The 18,155-nt window shown below is 66.5% G+C and carries 16 protein-coding genes; 6 read left to right on the top strand and 10 right to left on the bottom strand.

Features of this window, described 5'->3' with window-relative positions; genetic code table 11:
• Window positions 1-9: 9 nt before the first annotated feature.
• Window positions 10-1,308 carry a PucR family transcriptional regulator gene (locus tag ACFQ9R_RS10480; protein ID WP_378990162.1) on the bottom strand — a complete coding sequence of 433 codons (1,299 nt, stop codon included), beginning with the start codon at window positions 1,306-1,308 and terminating at the stop codon, window positions 10-12.
• A 448-nt stretch (window positions 1,309-1,756) separates the two neighbouring features.
• Here ACFQ9R_RS10480 and ACFQ9R_RS10475 point away from each other — a divergent pair, with 448 nt between their 5' ends.
• The gene (locus ACFQ9R_RS10475) at window positions 1,757-2,314 is read left to right on the top strand and encodes a TetR/AcrR family transcriptional regulator (protein ID WP_378990161.1); all 558 of its coding nucleotides are present in this window, start codon (window positions 1,757-1,759) and stop codon (window positions 2,312-2,314) included.
• A gap of 166 nt (window positions 2,315-2,480) precedes the next feature.
• Window positions 2,481-3,797: a lipase family protein gene (locus ACFQ9R_RS10470; RefSeq protein ID WP_378990160.1), complete on the top strand. Its 1,317-nt coding sequence runs from the start codon at window positions 2,481-2,483 to the stop codon at window positions 3,795-3,797.
• 88 nt (window positions 3,798-3,885) lie between these two features.
• On the opposite strand, the gene ACFQ9R_RS10465 is transcribed toward ACFQ9R_RS10470, so the two are convergent.
• A complete protein-coding gene (locus tag ACFQ9R_RS10465; protein WP_378990159.1) occupies window positions 3,886-4,494 on the bottom strand; it encodes a TetR/AcrR family transcriptional regulator in 609 nt (202 codons plus the stop codon).
• Between the two features lie 106 nt (window positions 4,495-4,600).
• On the opposite strand from ACFQ9R_RS10465, the gene ACFQ9R_RS10460 reads away from it, so the two are divergent.
• Complete coding sequence (locus ACFQ9R_RS10460; RefSeq protein ID WP_378990157.1) at window positions 4,601-6,142, top strand: MFS transporter; 1,542 nt, start codon at window positions 4,601-4,603, stop codon at window positions 6,140-6,142.
• Window positions 6,143-6,224: 82 nt separating this feature from the next.
• Window positions 6,225-6,506: a hypothetical protein gene (locus tag ACFQ9R_RS10455; RefSeq protein ID WP_378990155.1), complete on the top strand. Its 282-nt coding sequence runs from the start codon at window positions 6,225-6,227 to the stop codon at window positions 6,504-6,506.
• 89 nt (window positions 6,507-6,595) lie between these two features.
• Here the strand turns inward: ACFQ9R_RS10455 and ACFQ9R_RS10450 are convergent, their stop codons facing one another.
• The 7 genes from ACFQ9R_RS10450 to ACFQ9R_RS10420 all read right to left on the bottom strand — a co-directional run bounded on the left by ACFQ9R_RS10450 (window position 6,596) and on the right by ACFQ9R_RS10420 (window position 13,384).
• Window positions 6,596-7,048: a MarR family winged helix-turn-helix transcriptional regulator gene (locus ACFQ9R_RS10450; RefSeq protein WP_378990154.1), complete on the bottom strand. Its 453-nt coding sequence runs from the start codon at window positions 7,046-7,048 to the stop codon at window positions 6,596-6,598.
• An 86-nt stretch (window positions 7,049-7,134) separates the two neighbouring features.
• Entirely contained in the window at window positions 7,135-7,959 is an 825-nt protein-coding gene (locus ACFQ9R_RS10445) for an enoyl-CoA hydratase-related protein (protein ID WP_378990152.1), read from the bottom strand.
• Window positions 7,960-7,973: 14 nt separating this feature from the next.
• Window positions 7,974-8,594 carry a QsdR family transcriptional regulator gene (locus ACFQ9R_RS10440; protein WP_378990151.1) on the bottom strand — a complete coding sequence of 207 codons (621 nt, stop codon included), beginning with the start codon at window positions 8,592-8,594 and terminating at the stop codon, window positions 7,974-7,976.
• 2 nt (window positions 8,595-8,596) lie between these two features.
• Window positions 8,597-9,745 carry an acyl-CoA dehydrogenase family protein gene (locus ACFQ9R_RS10435; protein WP_378990150.1) on the bottom strand — a complete coding sequence of 383 codons (1,149 nt, stop codon included), beginning with the start codon at window positions 9,743-9,745 and terminating at the stop codon, window positions 8,597-8,599.
• Window positions 9,745-10,974: an acyl-CoA dehydrogenase family protein gene (locus tag ACFQ9R_RS10430; RefSeq protein WP_378990149.1), complete on the bottom strand. Its 1,230-nt coding sequence runs from the start codon at window positions 10,972-10,974 to the stop codon at window positions 9,745-9,747. Before ACFQ9R_RS10430 ends, ACFQ9R_RS10435 begins: the two co-directional genes overlap by 1 nt.
• 124 nt (window positions 10,975-11,098) lie before the next feature.
• A complete protein-coding gene (hpnE, locus tag ACFQ9R_RS10425) occupies window positions 11,099-12,508 on the bottom strand; it encodes a hydroxysqualene dehydroxylase HpnE (protein ID WP_378990148.1) in 1,410 nt (469 codons plus the stop codon).
• A gap of 219 nt (window positions 12,509-12,727) precedes the next feature.
• Window positions 12,728-13,384, bottom strand: coding sequence for a TetR/AcrR family transcriptional regulator (locus ACFQ9R_RS10420; RefSeq protein WP_378990433.1), 657 nt, complete (start codon window positions 13,382-13,384; stop codon window positions 12,728-12,730).
• Between the two features lie 78 nt (window positions 13,385-13,462).
• Here ACFQ9R_RS10420 and ACFQ9R_RS10415 point away from each other — a divergent pair, with 78 nt between their 5' ends.
• Together ACFQ9R_RS10415 and ACFQ9R_RS10410 are read left to right on the top strand one after the other, a co-directional pair.
• The gene (locus tag ACFQ9R_RS10415; protein ID WP_378990421.1) at window positions 13,463-14,677 is read left to right on the top strand and encodes an acetyl-CoA C-acetyltransferase; all 1,215 of its coding nucleotides are present in this window, start codon (window positions 13,463-13,465) and stop codon (window positions 14,675-14,677) included.
• Window positions 14,678-14,714: 37 nt separating this feature from the next.
• Complete coding sequence (locus tag ACFQ9R_RS10410) at window positions 14,715-16,880, top strand: 3-hydroxyacyl-CoA dehydrogenase NAD-binding domain-containing protein (RefSeq protein ID WP_378990146.1); 2,166 nt, start codon at window positions 14,715-14,717, stop codon at window positions 16,878-16,880.
• 71 nt (window positions 16,881-16,951) lie between these two features.
• On the opposite strand, the gene ACFQ9R_RS10405 is transcribed toward ACFQ9R_RS10410, so the two are convergent.
• Window positions 16,952-18,100, bottom strand: coding sequence for an acyl-CoA dehydrogenase family protein (locus tag ACFQ9R_RS10405; RefSeq protein ID WP_378990145.1), 1,149 nt, complete (start codon window positions 18,098-18,100; stop codon window positions 16,952-16,954).
• Between the last annotated feature and the right edge of the window lie 55 nt (window positions 18,101-18,155).

The raw sequence follows: 18,155 nt of genomic DNA, 5'->3' as shown, positions 1-18,155 counted from the left end.
TTCGCGAGGCTACGGTGCTGGAAGTAGTTGCTCGCCATAGACTTCGAGGCAGCGCAGCGCCAGCTCGAGGTGGACCCGTCGGCTCTCGATCGGATGACCCAACCGGCGCTCCGCCTGCTTGAGCCGGTACCGGACGGTATTGCCGTGCACACCGAGCCGGCTCGCGGCCGCATCGATAGTGCCTCCGGCACAGAGGAATTCGAACACGGTGTCGCGGAGACGGGCGCCTTGCTCGCTCCGATCGGCGAGTTGCCCGAGTTCGCGTTCGATGAGCGCGCGCACGGACTCGATGTCTCCGTCGCCGGTGAGCAGGCAGACCAGGTCGATGTCCTGGTAGGCGGTGACCGCGCCGGAATTCTGTGCGCTGGTCGCGATCCGCTGAGCGGCACAGGCTTCCAGATGGCTTCGCCGAAAGCCCGCCACACCGGGGCGGGGGGTGCCGAGCGCGAGGTGAAGGTGTGCGCTCGGCGGCGGCGCCACCGCGGCGATGTCCGGGAGATGCGACGTCGCGATCCAGGCCCACAAACCGTGGACGCCGCTGCTGATCAGGAGCGGAGGGGGCGCCCCGAGTGCGCGCGCGATCTGGGCCGCGTAGTCACGCAGCAGACCGGTGGCGTATCGAGCCGGCACCTCGGGGTCGGTCCAGAGAACAAGCGCGACATGGACGTTGTCCATCGAGTGTGCGAGTTTGTCGGGCGAATCGGCCGGTGGTGCCGGTTCCCCGCGCAAGATGGCCTGCACGATCTCTGTGCGCTGGGCATCGGAATTGCGGGTGTGGTGCTCACGCTCGTCCATGTAGGCGGCGACGATGCCGTCGAGGCAGGTATCGAGCCACAGGGTGCTGTGCTCCCAGAAGATGACCAGGACAGCCCCGCGCAGTTCGGGATCGGGGATCTGCTGGTGCAGCACCTGGGTGATGTATCGCCACAACCCCCGCTGCGCGGCGCGGTAGGTCTTGAGCAGCATGTCCACTCCGTAGCCGCGGCGGGCCACGGTCCGCGCGCCGTTCACTGCCTCGGCGGGTGGCCGCGCCTCGAACTGCGTGCGCCCGATCACCGCGAGGAAGCCCAACCAGTGGGCTCTGGTGGCCGCCCGGACTTCTCGATGGACTTCGACGTCGGCGAGGTAGTGCGGGAAGGTCTCCTGGATCGCGGAGTCGACGGCGGACAGGATCGGCTCGGACTCGGCCTCGGATCGCATCCGCAGTGCGAAAGCCGTGAGCCATTCGAAGGCCGGCGCCGTGTCCTCCGCGGACGCGGGCATCGGCTCGCGGACGTGGCGTTGCGTGCGCGGGATCGCCGTCTTCACCGCACGGTCAGGTGGTGGTCGCGCCGGGTCGGCCGCGCGCGGCGCCCGGATGTGCTGTCGGAGGGAGCGGAAGCCGGCATAGGTGCACCTTAGCGCAACCGGACTGTTGTGTCCGGATGTTTCCCGGTCCGCGATGGAAGGCGGGTAGAGATTGTGGGGGCGTACCAATCGCGCATTCGCGGTTGGAACGGCGGACAAATGTCTGACATTCGTTTGGTAAGGCAGGGTTTCGCTGCTAGATTCGAATAGGTCAACGCCGGGCCGCGTATGAATTCCGTACAGTGTGGTGCCGGAAGCTGTCTGGCGTCGGCTCAATTCTTCGAATTGTTGATTCAACAATTCTTCAGGTGATGGGCGCGCGTCGACGGGGCTCGGGCGCGCGCATCGACACCAGCGTCCGGCGCCGTTCGGTGCCGGACGGGATCGGCCGATGGGTAACGTTGGCCGGATGAGCTCGCCGCGCCGTACCAACAGGGGACCTGCTGCCGCCGCGGAGAATCGTCTCGCCCTGCTCGTCGCGGCGAAGGCCGCATTCGCCGAACACGGCCTGGACGTTCCGCTGAACCTGATCGCGCGGACGGCGGGCGTCGGTCAAGGCAGCCTGTACCGGCACTTTCCGAACCGAGAGGCGATCATCCTCGCGGTCTTCGAGGAAAATCTCGGCCAGCTGGAGTCGATGGTCGCCAATGTCGACTCGACGCTGGACGAGCTGCTGGCGGAGATCTTCGACCAAATCGTCGAGGTTGCTGTGCTGTTCGATCTGTTCCGTGTCGCGGACAGCAGCGACCCGCGCCTGGTGGGCATCATCGCCCGCCTGTACGCCTTGCTCGACGAGAAACTCGCCGACGACAGCCGTCGTGGCAGTGTGCGCCGGGGCGTCACCGCCGAGGAGATCTTCCTCGCCGTGGGAATGCTGGGTGCGCTGCTGAACAAGACGCCGGAATGTGAACGGGCATCGGTGGCGGGCAAATGCCGGGGCCTGTTGCTGCACGCCCTGTGTGACTAGAACTCGAGTACTTGACGGAGCGGGGCCATTTCGTCAACAATACGTTCCAGCAACCGGATACTCGTGTCCGGTTGTGGTCGGGAATTCGTGTCGATCCCGTACTCGGCCTCGTTCGAATGGCTGCTGGATTTCATCCGGTGGCGGTATCAGATTTCAGGGGAAATTCTTGAAGAATGCACGCTCGGTCGCCCCGATGATGTCGGCGATCGCCGCGCTGTCGGTCGCGTTCGCCTCGACCACAGTGTTCGCGCCACCGGTCTCTGCGGCATCGGACCCGTTCTACAGCTACCGCGACGACACGCCGCTGGCCGACCTCGCGCCCGGAGCTGTCCTCGACAGCCGGACCACGACCTATCACCTCGTCGGCATCCCCACGCCGATCACCGCGGTGCAATTGCTGTACCGGACCACCGATGCCCGGTATCGGCCGAGTGCCAACGTCACCTCGATCCTGATCCCGCCCGGTGGAGTGGATCCGACTCGGGCGGTCGCTTACCAGTCCTTCTATGACTCGCTCGACCCGGAGCACGGACCCTCACGTTCGATCGCCGGTGACGTCAGCTTCGGCGGTATGGTGCTGACCTCGGAGGCCGCGGTGATCGCGGACCTGCTCGCGCGCGGCTACACGGTGATCATCGCCGATACCGAAGGGCAGCAAGCGAATTTCGCGGCGGGGCCCGAGTACGGCATGAACACACTCGACTCGATCCGCGCGGCGGTCCGTTCGGAGGCCACCGGGCTCACGGCGCAGACACGGATCGGTCTGGTCGGCTATTCCGGCGGCGCGATCGCGACCGACTGGGCCGCGGCGCTGGCGCCGGACTACGCCCCCGACGTGAACGCCGCGCTCGTCGGCGCGACCCAGGGCGGTCTGCTGGTCAATCCCGCGCACAACCTGCGCTACGTCAGCGGCAGCGTCGGCTGGTCCGGTGTCGCCGCGATGGCGGTCATCGGTGTCGCCCGCTCCTATGACCTCGATTTCTCGCCCTACCTGAGTGCGTACGGCGCGCAGGTCGTCGCCGCACTGCGGTCCGCGTCGATCGCCAACGTGCTGTTCCAGTATCCCGGCCTGTCGTGGCAGCAGATGGTCAAGCCCGAGTACGCCGACCCCAATAGTGTTGCGCCCCTGGTGGAAGCGGTCGAGAAGGTCAACCTCGCGAACGCGCCGACCCCGACCATCCCGCTCTACATCGCCCAGGGCGCCAACGGGGTCATGGAAGGTACGGACGGGAGCAAGCCGACAGTCGGCGCCGGTGACGGCGTCATGGTCGCCGGAGATGTCCGTAGCCTCGCCCGCCGGTACTGCGCGGACGGCAACCCCTTCGTCGAATACCGGCAATACGACGAGCTCAGCCACATCCCGACCTTGGCTGCGTGGAGTGTCGGCGCTGTCTCGTGGATCGATGCGCGCTTCGCCGGCGAGGCCGCTGGATCGAGTTGCGGCACGATTCCCGAGGGCAACTCGCTGACATCGGATCTGTGATGTCGTGCTGCCGGTCCCGGCGATCGGCAGCACAGCCGGGTGGACTGCGTCGACGGTGGTGCGAATGATGGTGGCGCGCAGGCGGGATTCAGGACGCCGGAGGAGTCTCGGCGCGCGCCGCGAGGAAGTCGTCGACGATCCGAGCGCAATCCTGCGGGGTCGATGCGCGTAGACCGATGAGCTTCGCGAAAACGAGTGGCCCGACCAATTGCGACAGTACGAAGTACGTGTCGAATTCGCCCAGTTGCCGGTGGGCCTCGGGGGTATCGAGCACCTGGTCGAACGGCACCCGATAGTGGTCGATGATGCGCTGGCGCAGCGAGCTGACGGCCGCGTTGTCGGCGTTGTGGTCCGAGCCGGTCGCCAGCCACGCCAAGGTCGACACCTGCAGTGGCGTGTCTCGAATCGCCTCGGCCTGGCGTTCCAGCAGAGCGACTAGGCGGTCGCGCAGCGGGCCTTCGGGCGGGGTCTCCAGGGCCGACGGCAGCAGCCGTTCGATGGTGGCGGCGCGTAGCTGAATCGCGTTGTCGAAATGCCGGTACAGGGTGGTTCTGGCGACCTTGGACAACCTGGTCACGCCCTCGACGGTGACCGCTTCCACGCCGCCGTCCTGGAGGAGCGCGGAGGCCGCGTCGAGTAGCCGGGCGCGTGAGCGCACCCGGCGTGGGTCGACCTCGGCGGCGTCAGTTCCGCTCATATCGTCCAGTATTCCTCTGCCGGTGGACCTTTCCCACGGTCTACCTCCCGTCAGATACTTATGCTACACATAGTAGCGAAGCGATACTGACAGTAGCGGAGGCCCGATGGTTCCCCCCGGACGCGACCGATTGTCCGCGGCCCAGCGTTGGCTGCTCACCTTGTCCTGTCTCGCGGTAGTTCTCGTCACGTCGTCGATGGCCGCGCTGTATACGGCGTTGCCGGAGATCGCGGCCGACACCGGGGCGAGCCAGGCCGAACTCACCTGGATTGTCGACGGCTACACGCTGGCGCTGGCCTGCCTCGTCCTGCCAGGGGGTGCGATCGGTGACAGGTACGGCAGGCGCGTCGTTCTCGTCACGGGGCTCGTCATCTTCTCGTTCGCTTCAGCGGCTCCCTTGTTGCTCGACAGCCCGACGTGGCTGATCGTCGCGCGGGTCGTGACAGGAGTCGGCGCGGCGCTGGTGATGCCGTCCACGCTGTCGTTGCTGACCGCCGGATTTCCGGAGGAACGGCGGAGCAGCGCGGTCGGATTGTGGGCCGGTGTCGCGGGCGTCGGCGCGATCCTCGGCATCCTCGGTTCGGGCGTTCTGATCGAAAATTGGTCTTGGGCTGCGATCTTCGCCGGGATGGCGGTCGCGGGCGCGATGCTCGCGGTGGCAGCCTTCACACTGCCCGAGTCGGTGGACACCTCGAGGTCCGCGATGGACCCGCTCGGTGCGGTCACCAGCGCCGTGGCGATCGGTGCGATCGTGGTCGCGGCGATCGAGGTGCCCGTACGCGGCTGGCTCGATCCGATAGTGATCGGCGCGACCGCTGTAGGGCTGACCGTGGCAACAGCTTTCGTCGCTATCGAACGACGGGTCGCGCACCCGTTGATCGATATCCGGCTCTTCGCGCACCGGGGCTTCGGCAGCGGCACCGCGATAGTGACGGTGCAGTTCCTGGTCACCTTCGGCCTGTTCATGCTGGTCGTGCAGTACTTTCAGCTGATTCTGGGCTACCGTCCGCTGATGTCGGCACTCGCGCTCGCTCCCATGGGCATCCCGATGGTGGTGATCTCCGTGATCGCGCCCAGGGTGGCGGAACGGGTTGGCCTGCGAATCCCCGCCTCTGCCGGTTTGCTGGCGATCGGGGTCGCGATGCTCATGATCGCGCAAGTAGATTCGCACACTTCCTATGGGGACCTCCTCGGCCCGTTGCTGCTGATGAGCGCGGGGATCGGTTTGTCCACCGCGCCGGCGACAGCGGCGATCGTCGACGGCACCCCCGTGCAGAAGCACGGTGTAGCCGCGGCGGTCAACGATGCCGCCCGTGAAATCGGTGCCGCCATCGGCATCGCGATCGCGGGCAGCGTGCTCGCGGCGGGTTACGGCGAGCGCATCGCCCCCGCCCTGCCCAGCCTCCCCGAGGCCGCGCGTGAACCGGTCGGTGACTCGCTCGCGGCCGCGCTCGAGGTGGTGGAGCGCGTGGGCCCGCCCGCGCAGCAGCTCGGCGATTTCGCGAAGTCCGCGTTCATCCACGGCATGCAGGAGTCCGCGACCGTGCTGGGATTCCTGACCATCGGGGCGGCCGTACTCATCGCCGTGTGGGCGCCGGGCAGACGCCGCACCGACAAGACAGCCGAAACCGTGGCCTCGCGCGGATAGGTCACGGCGAGAACGATCTCCGCGTTCGGTCGTGGTGGTACGAAAGGTGCCGGGCGCCCGGTGGGTGTAGGACGATGAGGGCGTGAATGCTCCTGCGCCCGGGCCTGTTTTCGATGTCATCGCCGTGTTGAACGGTGCGGTGGACCTGCGGTCCTATCCGCGTCGCAACCTGGTGCTGAGCTCACCGCAGACCGGCGGCTTTGTGTTCGGTTCGGCCGCGTATCAGCGCGCGATCTTCGAACCTGTCGTGCACCTGCTCAACGGTGTCGAGATGCTCGAATCGCAGGGGTGGCAACTGGTCAGCGTGGTCGAGCGCAACATCGACAACGTCTACTACACGCTCGCCTTCATGCGCCGGATCTGAGGCGGATCCAGCCACGACGGTCGCCTGACATCGCTGTGGCCGGTGAGCTCGAGGCGAGCCGACCGGTCCATCACGCCCTGGCGAGACGATCATTCAGGGAGGGGTTCCGGCTCGCCGATGTGGCTCATGATCACCACGGCCTGCCTCAGCAGGGTGGCCTGCTCGTCGGAGAGCTTGCTCAACTGCCCGGCGAGCCAGGCATCACGAGCCGAGACTTTGTCGGTCAGCAGTGACCGGCCCGATCGCGAGGCCGCGACGACGACCTGCCTGCCGTCGGACGGGTGGGGTCTGCGCTCGATCAGTCCCAGCGCCGCCAACGCGTTGATCGTGCGCGTCATCGATGGCGGCCGCACTCCTTCTTTGACGGCGAGCGCGCCCGAGGACATGGCGCCGTCGCGGACGAGGGTGGTGAGCGCTGAGCGTTGGACCAACGAGATCGGCTGGTCGGTGTGATGCAGGCGCAGGAGGCGATCGAGTCTCACAGTCAGTAAGGACAGCGCCCCGGCCACAGCCGCGGTATTCGAGTTCGGTGACACAATCATGAACTTTACGAACAAAAATGCCCGCTGTCCCGGCCGGGGACAGTCCTCAGCCGGGCGGGACAGCCTGCCGAAGCAGCTGCGCCAGTTCAGGACAGCCAATCGTCGAGGTGGGGGAGCTCGGTGGCCACAGTGCCGGTGAAGCGAGGTGGGCGCTTCTGGAGGAAGGACATGATGCCTTCGCGGAGGTCGGCACTGGAGAAAGCGTAGGAGATGAGGCGGGCGTCGAGTGCGAAGACGTCGTCGGGGGTCTTGTCGCCGGACATGGCGACCAGCCCGCGACGGATGGCGGCTACGGAGACGGGGGCGACCTGGGTTGTCAGTTCCGCGGCAAGGGCCCGAGCGGCGGGCAGGAGGTCTTCGGGGGCGTGCAGGCTGGTGACCAGGCCTGCGGCGAGGGCCTCGTCGGCGCCGAAAACGCGGCCGGTGATCATCCACTCCTTGGCTTTGGCCAGGCTGACGATGCGCGGCAGGAACCAGAGCGAACCACCCTCGGGGAACAGGCCCCGGCGGGCGAAGACGAAACCGAAGCGAGAATCGGTTGCGGCAAGGCGGAAGTCGGCGGCGAGGGTCATGGAGAGGCCGACACCGATGGCGGCGCCCTGCATGGCGACGATGACGGGTTTGTTCAGGTCGGTCATCGGGCGCACGACCCGGGTGGACCATTCGACCCAGTCGGGATCGGTGACGTCCTCCTCGGATCCGTCCGCTGTGAGATCCATGCCGACGCAGAAGTCACGTCCCTCGGCGGCGAAGATCACCGCGCGAACGGCGTCGTCGCGGTCGGCTTCGGTGAAGGCAGCGCCGAGTTCGTCGGCCATCGCGGTGGTGAAGCCGTTGCGCGCCTCGGGACGGTTCAGCGTGATGGTGGCGACAGCCGCATCAACGCTGTAAATGATGGTTTTGTAGGACAATTCGACTCCTCGGTTCAGCGTTTGCCGGATGCGGCGGACACGAGCAGCTCGACCATGGCGGTGGCCTTGCCGGACTGTGGCGGGTCGCCGGTGATGATGTCGCTCCAGACGAAAGCTTCGCCGACGCGCACGATCGCGTAGGCGAGATCGCGGACTTCGATACGCGGATCCAGATCGGGCAGGTCGGTCAGTCGTGAGGCGACCCAGTCGATCATTCGGCCCTGGACGACGGAGTATCCGGAAGTCAGTACGCGCAAGCCGTATTCCGGGTCGTCGGCGACGAATCGGGTCAGCGGTTCGAAGGTGCGGACCGTATCCGCGAGGGTGCCGAAGTGGCGGACGAAGCGTCCGGCGGGATCCTCGGACACACTCGCGCCACGTGCCTCGACGCGACCGATCGCCTCCGCGATGATCCGCCACACCACTTCACCGATGACGACTTCCCGGCTTCCCCACCAGCGATACAGCGTGGCGCGGCCGATCCCGGATGTCCGGGCCAGCTGTTGCATATCGATTCGGCGGCCCTCGAGGAACCACCGGCGCGCGAGGTCGACAACATCCTCGCGCGCCGGTTTCGCAGGTGTGCTCGAGGCCGGGTCCTCCGGTTGCGGCGACGAACTTTCGCCGCTGGTCACGACTATGGCCTCGTCAGCTCGGCGTAGCGAGCGAGGTGGTGGTCGGTGGATCCGAATTCGTGCTCGATCGCGGTCAGCCGCTTGAAGTAGTGGCCGACGGCGAGTTCTTCGGTCATGCCCATCGCACCGTGTAGCTGAACGGAGTTCTGGCCGATGAATCGAGCGGCACGGCTGACGGTGACCTTGGCCGCGGATGCCGCCCGCGCCCGAACCGCCGGTGCCGCGTTCAGTGCGTGGATCGCCAGATACGCTGCGGCGATCGCCTGCTCGAGCTCCATGTACATATCGACCATGCGGTGCTGCAGAACCTGGAAGCTGCCGATCGGCTGACCGAATTGCCGGCGTTGCTTGGCGTATTCGACGGTATCCGCCACCACCTTGCGCATGCATCCGACCGCTTCCGAGGCGATCGCCGCGATCGCCTCGTCGGCTGTGGCCTCGATCGACGACCATGCCTGGCCTTCCGCTCCGATCAGTGCGGCGGCGGGCAATCGGAATTCGGTGAAGGTGATATCGGAACCGACCCGGTCGTCGATCGTCCGGTAGGAGTGGATTTCGACCCCGGCCGGCGGATTCGCCGCATCGAACTCGCTGAGGAACAACGAGATGCCGGATTCGTCGCGCCGGGCACCCGAGGTGCGCGCACTGATGATCAGATGGGTCGCCATCGGCGCACTGGTCACGACGGTCTTGCTGCCGTCGATCACCCACGAATCGCCGTCGCGGCGCGCGGTCGTCGAAAGATCGTGCATCGCATGACCCGACGTCGGCTCGAGTGCGGCGAACGCGGTGCGCGCCGTACCGGCCACGATCTGCCGCACCAGTGCATCGGCAGCCGTCCCACCGCAGCGTTGCAGCAGACCCGCCCCGATGATGACCGTGTCGACATAAGGTTCGACGACGAGCGCACGCCCGAGTTCCTCGGCGATGACCATCATTTCGACCGGCCCACCGCCCATACCGTCGACATTCTCGGGCAGGGTCGCACCGAGGATGCCCAACTCTTCGGCGAAACCGCGCCACACCGCGGGCTGCCACCCCGCGCCGGACTTGACCGCGCTCCGACTCTGCTCCAGGTCGTACCGGGCACCGAGGAATCCGGCCACCGAATCACGCAGGAGTTCTTGCTCTTTGGTGAAGGTGAAGTCCATCAGAGCCCCAATGCTGCCTTGGCGAGAATATTTCGCTGAATTTCGTTGCTGCCCGCGTAGATCGAGCCTGCCCGGTCGTTGAAGTAGCGCAGCGGTGCGACGGCCTGCCACTCGTCGCCGCTGCGGTAGCCGTCGGCCGGTGGCTGGAATCCGGCGATCGGGCCGCCGGGTTTCGTCGCATGCGGTTGGTACACCCGCCCGCGCGGTCCCGCTGCCTCGAGTGCCAATTCGGTGATCTTCTGGCTCAGTTCGGTGGCCAGGATCTTGAGCATCGACGAGGCGGGGCCGGGGTTCTTGCCCTGCGCCAGTACCGACAGCGTTCGGTACTCGAGGATCTCGAGTACCTCGGTGCGAATCCGTGCCTCGGCCAGCTTCGCCGCGAAGGTGGCGTCATCGATCAGCGGATTGCCGTCCGGGCCGGTCTGCCCGGCTGCCGCGGTCGCGACTTCCTGGGCCATCACCTGCAACATCGGCGACAGTGCCCCACCACGTTCGTGTACGAGCAGATACTTCGCCACGGTCCAGCCGTCGTCGATCTGGCCGAGCACATTGCTTTTCGGCACTCGGACGCCGTCGAAGAAGACCTGGTTCTGCACCTGCTCACCGGAGGTCATCACCAGCGGGCGGATCTCGATACCCGGCGAGGTCATATCGATGAGCACGAAGGTGATGCCCTCCTGCTTCTTCCCCTCGCGCGATGTGCGCACGAGGCAGAAGATCCAATTCGCCTCGGTCGCGTGGGTGGTCCAGATCTTGCTTCCGGTGCACACGAAGTCCTCGCCGTCGTCTACGGCGGCCATCGTCAGCGATGCCAGATCGGAACCGGATTCCGGCTCCGAATACCCCTGACAGAAGAACACCTCACCGGTGAGAATCCGTGGCAGGTAGTACGCCTTCTGCTCGGTCGTGCCGAAGGCGACGATCGCGGGCGCGACCATTCTGATGCCCATCGGCGACAGCGCGGGCGCACCGGCCTGCATCAGTTCCCGGCCGAAGATGTAGTGCTGGGTGAGGCTCCAGTCGCAGCCGCCGTATTCGACCGGCCATGCCGGTGCCGCCCAGCCGCGATCGTGAAGAATGTGCTGCCACTTCATGCTGGCTTCGTGATCCGGATAGACGCTGGTCGCCAAGTGTCCGGCACGGCGTAGATCGGGTGTCAGCTTCTCGTCGAGAAAGGTGCGAACCTCGTCTTGAAAGGAGAGATCAGCTGCTGACCAGTCGTAATCCATCAACCCTCCCGGAGGGATGTGCTCCATTGCGCCCATGCAGACCTGCGGTCGCGTGAGACACAATGTACTTCTGTCTCAGTCCGGAATCAAGGGATGTTGAGTCGTCAGTGCCTAGAATGGAGAGTCACTTAATTCTGCTGTCGCCGGTATGGGGGACGAGATATTCGTGGACTGCGCCGACGGCGCGGACCGCGCTCTCGGCAGCGGCCTCCATCGTCGAGGGCATGCCGGTCTCGGTCCAGTCGCCCGCGAGGAACAGGCCCTCGATCGGCGTGCGCTGTGGCAGGCGCAGCGCGTCGAAACCGGGCTGCGCCGAGAAGGTCGCCTGCGGCTGATGGATGACGTGGGTGCGCAGCACCTGCGCCTCGGCGAACTCGGGGTAGTGCTCGGCCAGCGATCGCAGTGCCGCCGCGGTGAATTCGGCATTGGGTAGATGGACGACATCCCACGAGGCGCTCACGGCCAGTGAGTAACAGTGCCCTGCCTCGGTCTCGACGCCGTGCATCCCCGTGGTGTCGAAAACCCACTCGATGGTGGTGTCGCGCAGATTCTCCGCGAGCCTGCGCATCCTGAGCGGACGATCCAGCCACACATACACGCTCGAGATCGGGGCGGGCTCGATCTTGCGCACGGGAGTGAAGTGGTCGTACTGCCCGAGCCGGCCGCGATCGAGCAGTGTTGTCAGCGACCACGGCGGCAAGGTGAGAACCGCCGCGTCCACCTCGATGACCCGCCCGTCGGAGAGCTGCACACCGGCGAGCCCGTCGTCGACGATCTCGAGATCGGTGACTCCGGCACCGACGACGATCTCCGCGCCGTGTGCCCTCAGATAGCGCTCGGCGGGTGCGACGAACAACTCGTGCAGACTCACCCGCGGCCAGACCGCGTCACCGGCCCTGCTGTTCCCTGACAGCGCGCGCTTGCCGATCCAGTGCAGGGTCTGGACGAACAGGGAGGCCGACACCCGCTCGGTCTTCTCGTTGAGCAGACCGATGACGAACTGATCGAGCACCAACGCGCGCAACGATTGCGGCGCACCGATCTGCCTGAACCAGCGATCGACGGTCAGGTCGTCGAGCTCCGGTGCCGGGCGCAGCGCGGCGCGGGCGATCCGCGCCCAGGTGCGCAGGGCAGCGGGCCGTTCGCGCAGCGGGATCGGTGGCCACACCATCCAGGACAGCCCGACGGCGCGGCGCAGCGTGCCCGGCAGCCAGGCGGGCGCGCGCAGGGTCAGCAGCCGGTCGGGCCCGGTCCTGATCGCGAACGGCGGGGCGTCCCAGAAGAGTTGCTCGCGCGTGCCGATGGTATCGACGTAGCGCAGCAGCGCGTCATAGCAACCGGCGAACAGGTGCTGACCGTTGTCGACCCTGCCTTCGATACCGGGCACCTCGAACGAGATCGTGCGACCGCCGAGGCGTCCTCGCTTCTCGACGAGGGTGACGCGGTGGCCTGTCTCCGCGAGCCAGACCGCCGTGGCCAATCCGGCCAGGCCCGCCCCCGCGACCAGGACGTGCGGGGATTCTTGCTGCCCCATCGGTACCTCCGGGCAATCGATGAATGTGAGAATGAATGAGAGAATTTGTCAGTCATACTCGCACAACGTCGATGTGTTCGTACAGAATGGAAACCGCTCGTGCGGAACGGAACTCGCTGCCCGGCCGATCGCGGCTGAGGCGCGAAGCGCTCGCGTCCGAAAGGGGTCAGCACGTGCGCGGCGGTAGGAGTGCGCCGCGCGCTTGATCGGGGCGTCGGGCTAGCTCCGGCGCCTCAGGAGGCTTTCGGGTCCCAGGATCTGCTCGACGACGGCGAGGAAGATCTCGGTCGATTCGTCGACGAGCTCGTCTCTGGTCAGATCGAGTGCTCCGTTGAGCCAGCCGTACACGGTCTCGTACAGCCCGCCGACGAGGTGCATAGCGGCGAGCTCGCCGTATGCGCCCGCGGCGCCGGTGCTTTCGGGGCTGAGTTGCTTGTTCACCGTCGCCAGCACCAGCGCGGCGAAGCCGCGGATCGTCGCCGTGCGGCGTGCGTTGAGGGCGGGGTTGAGCTGGGCTTCGGTGAAGGCGATGCGGATCAGTCGCGGGTCGTCGGCGACCGCCTGCAGGCCCGCGGCGATGGCCGCGTGCACCTTGTCGCGCAGGGGGTCGGGCGCGGCGCGCACACGGACGGCGATGAGCTCGGTCAGCTCACCGATGACCTGGTCGTAGACCTCGGTGACGACGGCGTCCAGGTTGGTGAAGCTCTCGTAGAAGTATCGCTCGGTCAGTCCGGCCTGGCGGCAGAGGCCGCCGACGGTGAGCCGGGCCGAGCCCTGGGTGCCGACGATCTCCCTGGCGGCCTCCAGGAACGTGACCCGGCGCTGCGCGCGCCGCTGTTCGGCAGGCACACCCGCGTACGCACGATCCTTGACCATGCGCCGAGTCTGCCACAAAGCCTTGTCAGATTTCCAAATCTGCTGCATCCTGTTGTCAGATTCGAGCGAGGAGAGAGAATCATGACCGAGGCATTCATCTACGAGGCGATCCGCACGCCGCGTGGGCGTGGCAAGAAGACCGGCGCCCTGCACGGCGTCAAGCCGCTCGACCTGGTGGTCGGGCTCATCGACGAACTGAAGACCCGCCATCCGGTACTCGATCCGGCGGCGATCGATGACATCGTGCTCGGCGTCGTGTCGCCGGTCGGCGATCAGGGCGCCGATATCGCCAAGACCGCCGCCTTGGCGGCCGGGCTGCCCGACACCGTCGCCGGTGTGCAGCTCAACCGGTTCTGCGGCTCGGGTCTCGAGGCCGTCAACACCGCCGCCCAGAAGGTGCGGTCGGGCTGGGAGCAGCTCGTCATCGCCGGTGGCGTGGAGTCGATGTCGCGGGTTCCGCTGGGCTCCGACGGCGGCGCGTGGGCGATGGATCCGGTCACCAACTACGACACCTACTTCGTGCCGCAGGGTGTCGGCGCGGACCTGATCGCCACGATCGAGGGTTTCACCCGTGAGGACGTCGACGCCTTCGCGGTGCGCTCGCAGCGCAAGGCCGCCGCCGCCTGGTCGGGTGGCTACTTCGCCAAATCCATTGTCCCGGTGCGTGATATCAACGGCGCGGTGCTGCTCGACCACGACGAGTTCATGCGCCCCGACACCACAGTGGAAAGCCTGGCCGGGCTCACCCCGTCGTTCGCGGCGATGGGGGAGATGGGCGGCTTCGACGCCGTCGCGATGCAGCGCTACCACCACGTCGAGAAGATCACCCACGTCCACCACGCCGGCAACTCCTCCGGCATCGTCGACGGTTCGGCGCTGGTACTCATCGGCAGTGAATCCGCCGGTGTCGCCGCGGGTCTCACGCCGCGCGCCCGAGTCGTCGCCTCCGCGGTGAGCGGCGCCGATTCCACGATCATGCTGACCGGCCCGGTCCCGGCGACCGAGAAGGTGCTGGCGCTGGCCGGGCTCACGGTCGACGACATCGACCTGTTCGAACTCAACGAGGCCTTCGCCTCGGTGGTGCTCAACTTCCAGAAGAAGCTGAACATCCCCGACGAGAAGCTCAACGTCAACGGCGGCGCCATCGCCATGGGCCACCCGCTCGGCGCGACCGGGGCCATGATCACCGGAACCATGGTCGACGAGCTCGAGCGACGAGGAGCGCGCCGCGCGCTGATCACGCTGTGCATCGGCGGTGGCATGGGCATCGCCACCATCATCGAGCGCGTCTGAGCGTCGGACTCCGATACCGAAGGAACAACGAAAAGCAATGACTGACAACATGATTGCCTGGGAACTCGGCGCCGATCGGGTGCTCGTGCTCACGATGGACGACCCGAACCAGTCGACCAATACGATGACCGAGGCGTTCGCGCGCGACCTCACCGCGACCGTCGACCGGCTCGAGGCCGAGCGCGACAGCTTCGACGGGGTCATCCTCACTTCTGGCAAGGACACGTTCTTCGCCGGCGGGGACCTGAACCTGCTGATGAACGCGACACCGGAGACTGCACCGCAGATCGCACTCGGCCTCGACACCTACAAGGCGGCGTTCCGTCGGCTCGAGACGCTGGGTAAGCCGGTGGTTGCCGCGATCAACGGCACCGCGCTCGGCGGCGGTTTCGAGGTCGCGCTGGCCACCCATCACCGGATCGCGCTCGACGCCAAGGGCAGCCTGCTCGGCCTGCCCGAGGTCACCTTCGGTCTGCTGCCCGGTGCCGGTGGTGTCACCCGGACAGTTCGGCTGCTCGGTATCACCAGCGCGGTGCTCAACGTCGTGGGCCAGGGCCAGCGGATGAAGCCCGCGAAGGCGTTGCAGGTCGGCATCGTTCACGAAGTCGCCGCCACCCGCGAGGAGATGTTCGACAAGGCTCGCGCCTGGATCGCGGCCAACCCCGAGGCCGCGCAGCCGTGGGACGTGAAGGGCTACAAAGTCCCCGGCGGCACCCCGTCGAGCCCGGCGGTGGCGGCCAACCTGCCCGCGTTCCCGGCGAATGTGCGCAAGCAGCTCAAGGGTTCGCCGATGCCCGCACCGATCGCGGTGCTCGCGACCGCGGTGGAGGGCGCGCAGGTCGATATCGACACCGCCTTCGCGATCGAGACCCGCTACTGCACCCACCTGATCTGTGGCCAGGTCTCGACGAACATGATCAAGTCACTGTTCTTCGATCTGGGCACGATCAACAAGGGCGGCAGCCGCCCCGAAGGCTTCCCCGTGCGCACGCCGGAGAAGGTCCTCGTGCTCGGCGCGGGCATGATGGGCGCGGGCATCGCCTATGTGCAGGCCCGCGCCGGCATGCAGGTCGTGCTCAAGGATGTCACGATCGAGGCGGCCGAGCGCGGAAAGGCCTACTCGGCCAAGCTGCTCGACAAGGCCCTGCGCAAGGGCGCGATCATCCAGGACAAGTACGACGAGATCCTCGGTCGCATCCACCCGTCCGCGGACCCGGCCGACGCCGCGGGTTGCGACTTCGTCGTCGAGGCGGTGTTCGAGGATCCGGGTCTGAAGAAGAAGGTGTTCGGCGAGATCGAACACCTGGTGAACGCGGACGCGCTGCTCGGATCCAACACCTCGACCCTGCCGATCACCGATCTGTCCACGGGCGTGCAGCGGCCGAAGGACTTCATCGGACTGCACTTCTTCTCCCCGGTGGACAAGATGCCGCTGGTCGAGATCGTCGTCGGCGAGCAGACCAGCGACGAGGCGATCGCCCGTGCCGTCGATTACACCCTCGCCATCAAGAAGACCCCGATCGTGGTCAACGACAGTCGCGGCTTCTTCACCAGCCGGGTGATCGGCCAGTTCATGGACGAGGCGATCTCGCTGGTCGCCGAGGGCGTGCATCCGGCCTCGGTCGAACAGGCCGCCACCCAGGCCGGGTACCCGGTCGGTGCGCTGGCGCTGGCCGATGAGATCAATATGAAGCTGGCGCAGAAGATCCGGCGCAGCCTGAAGGAGAATCTGCTCGCCGAGGGCAAGAACTGGGTCGACTCGAAGGCGTACCCGCTCGTCGACGCGATGGTCGACGACTTCGAGCGCCCGGGCCGGCTCGAGGGTCGCGGCTTCTACGAATACGACGCCGACGGCAAGAAGCTGGGCCTGTGGCCGGGACTGGTCGAGAAGTACACCCGCGACGATCACGGCATCGCGTTCATCGACATGCAGGAACGGATGCTGTTCGCCGAATCCCTCGATACCGTGCGGTGTTTCGACGAGGGTGTGCTGCGCACCGTGCCGGACGCGAACATCGGTTCCATCTTCGGCATCGGGTTCCCGGCCTGGACCGGCGGCGTCATCCAGTACATCAACCAGTACGCGGGCGGTCTGGCCGGCTTCGTCGCGCGTGCCGATGAGCTGCGGGCCGCCTACGGCGACCGGTTCGAGGTCCCGGAGTCGTTGCGAGTCAAGGCCGCCGCCGGGGAAACTCTCGGCTGACGGTCACGACGACGAACAGAACCCCCGCCGCCCGGGAATACCGGGCGGCGGGGGTTCTGTGCTGGAACGGGCTACAGCGAACGGGCGATCAGTTCCTTCATGATCTCGTTCGTTCCCGCGAGAATACGAAGCACCCGCGCACTGGTGAAGATCTCCGAGATCGGGTACTCGGTCATGAACCCGTATCCGCCGAACAGCTGCAGGCAGCGGTCGGCGACCACGCTCAACTGATCGGTGAGCCAGTATTTGGCCATTGACGCCGTTGCCACGTCGAGCTCGCCTGCCAGGTGGTCGGTGAGGCAGTCATCGAGGAAGACGCGACCGATTCTGGCGATGGTGGCGCACTCGGCGAGCTCGAACTTGGTGTTCTGGAAGCCGAGCAGCGATTTTCCGAACGCTTGCCGATCCTTGGTGTAGGCGATGGTCATCGCGACCGCGGCCTCCATCGACGCCACGGCCATCACCGCGCAGACGAGTCGCTCCTGCTGGAGCAGCTGCATCATCTGATAGAAGCCCTGGCCCTCGGCCTCGCCGAGCAGGTTGCCGACCGGCACCCGCAGGCCGTCGAAGAACAGCTCGGCGGTGTCCTGGCCGGTGCCGCCGATCTTGGACAGGGTCCGCCCGCGGGTGAAGCCGGGGGTGTCGTCACCGACCTCCGCGACGATGAGCGACACCCCGGCGGCGCCCTTGTCGGGGTCGGTCTTGGCGGCGATGATGACCGCGTCGCAGAGCGCGCCGTTGCTGATGAACATCTTCGAACCGGTGATGACGTACTCGTCGCCGTCGCGCACCGCCCTGGTCTGAATGTTCTGCAGGTCCGATCCCGTTCCCGGTTCGGTCATCGCGATCGAGAGCAGGCACTCGCCGCTGACCACCTTGGGCAGCAGGCGCGCCTTGAGCTCTTCGGAGGCGAACTCGACGAGGTAGGGCGCGATGATCCCGGAGTGGATCGCGAGGCCCATGGAGGTGTCGCCTGCCTTCGACTGGGCCTCGATGATCGCCGCCTCGTGGGCGAAGGTGCCGCCTCCGCCGCCGTACTCTTCGGGAACAGACGGGGCCAGCAACCCGAGCTTGCCTGCTTTGAGGTAGAGGTCACGGTCGGGGTGACCCTGCTGTTTGTACCGCTCGGCGCCAGGAAGCACCTCTTTCTCGAAGAACTTCGTCGCGAGTTCGCGAACGGCTTCGATCTCATCGTCTACCCAGCCCGCTTGTGCGGTCATCCGTGCCTCCCAGGACGCAATCTGCCTCAATCTGCGGAAACAGATTGTCAGATAT

Origin of the sequence: Nocardia sp. NPDC056541, from assembly GCF_042794235.1 — a bacterium.
In the GTDB taxonomy this organism is placed as follows: Bacteria; Actinomycetota; Actinomycetes; order Mycobacteriales; family Mycobacteriaceae; genus Nocardia.
This window is presented reverse-complemented; position numbering and strand designations above follow the sequence as displayed.

Excerpts from the sequence above, each read along its gene's own strand:
- ACFQ9R_RS10475 (WP_378990161.1), top strand. The coding sequence starts at position 1,757 with ATGAGCTCGCCGCGCCGTACCAACAGGGGACCTGCTGCCGCCGCGGAG.
- ACFQ9R_RS10465 (WP_378990159.1), bottom strand. The coding sequence starts at position 4,494 with ATGAGCGGAACTGACGCCGCCGAGGTCGACCCACGCCGGGTGCGCTCA.
- ACFQ9R_RS10460 (WP_378990157.1), top strand. The coding sequence starts at position 4,601 with ATGGTTCCCCCCGGACGCGACCGATTGTCCGCGGCCCAGCGTTGGCTG.
- ACFQ9R_RS10450 (WP_378990154.1), bottom strand. The coding sequence starts at position 7,048 with ATGATTGTGTCACCGAACTCGAATACCGCGGCTGTGGCCGGGGCGCTG.
- ACFQ9R_RS10435 (WP_378990150.1), bottom strand. The coding sequence starts at position 9,745 with ATGGACTTCACCTTCACCAAAGAGCAAGAACTCCTGCGTGATTCGGTG.
- ACFQ9R_RS10430 (WP_378990149.1), bottom strand. The coding sequence starts at position 10,974 with ATGGATTACGACTGGTCAGCAGCTGATCTCTCCTTTCAAGACGAGGTT.
- hpnE (WP_378990148.1), bottom strand. The coding sequence starts at position 12,508 with ATGGGGCAGCAAGAATCCCCGCACGTCCTGGTCGCGGGGGCGGGCCTG.
- ACFQ9R_RS10420 (WP_378990433.1), bottom strand. The coding sequence starts at position 13,384 with ATGGTCAAGGATCGTGCGTACGCGGGTGTGCCTGCCGAACAGCGGCGC.
- ACFQ9R_RS10410 (WP_378990146.1), top strand. The coding sequence starts at position 14,715 with ATGACTGACAACATGATTGCCTGGGAACTCGGCGCCGATCGGGTGCTC.
- ACFQ9R_RS10405 (WP_378990145.1), bottom strand. The coding sequence starts at position 18,100 with ATGACCGCACAAGCGGGCTGGGTAGACGATGAGATCGAAGCCGTTCGC.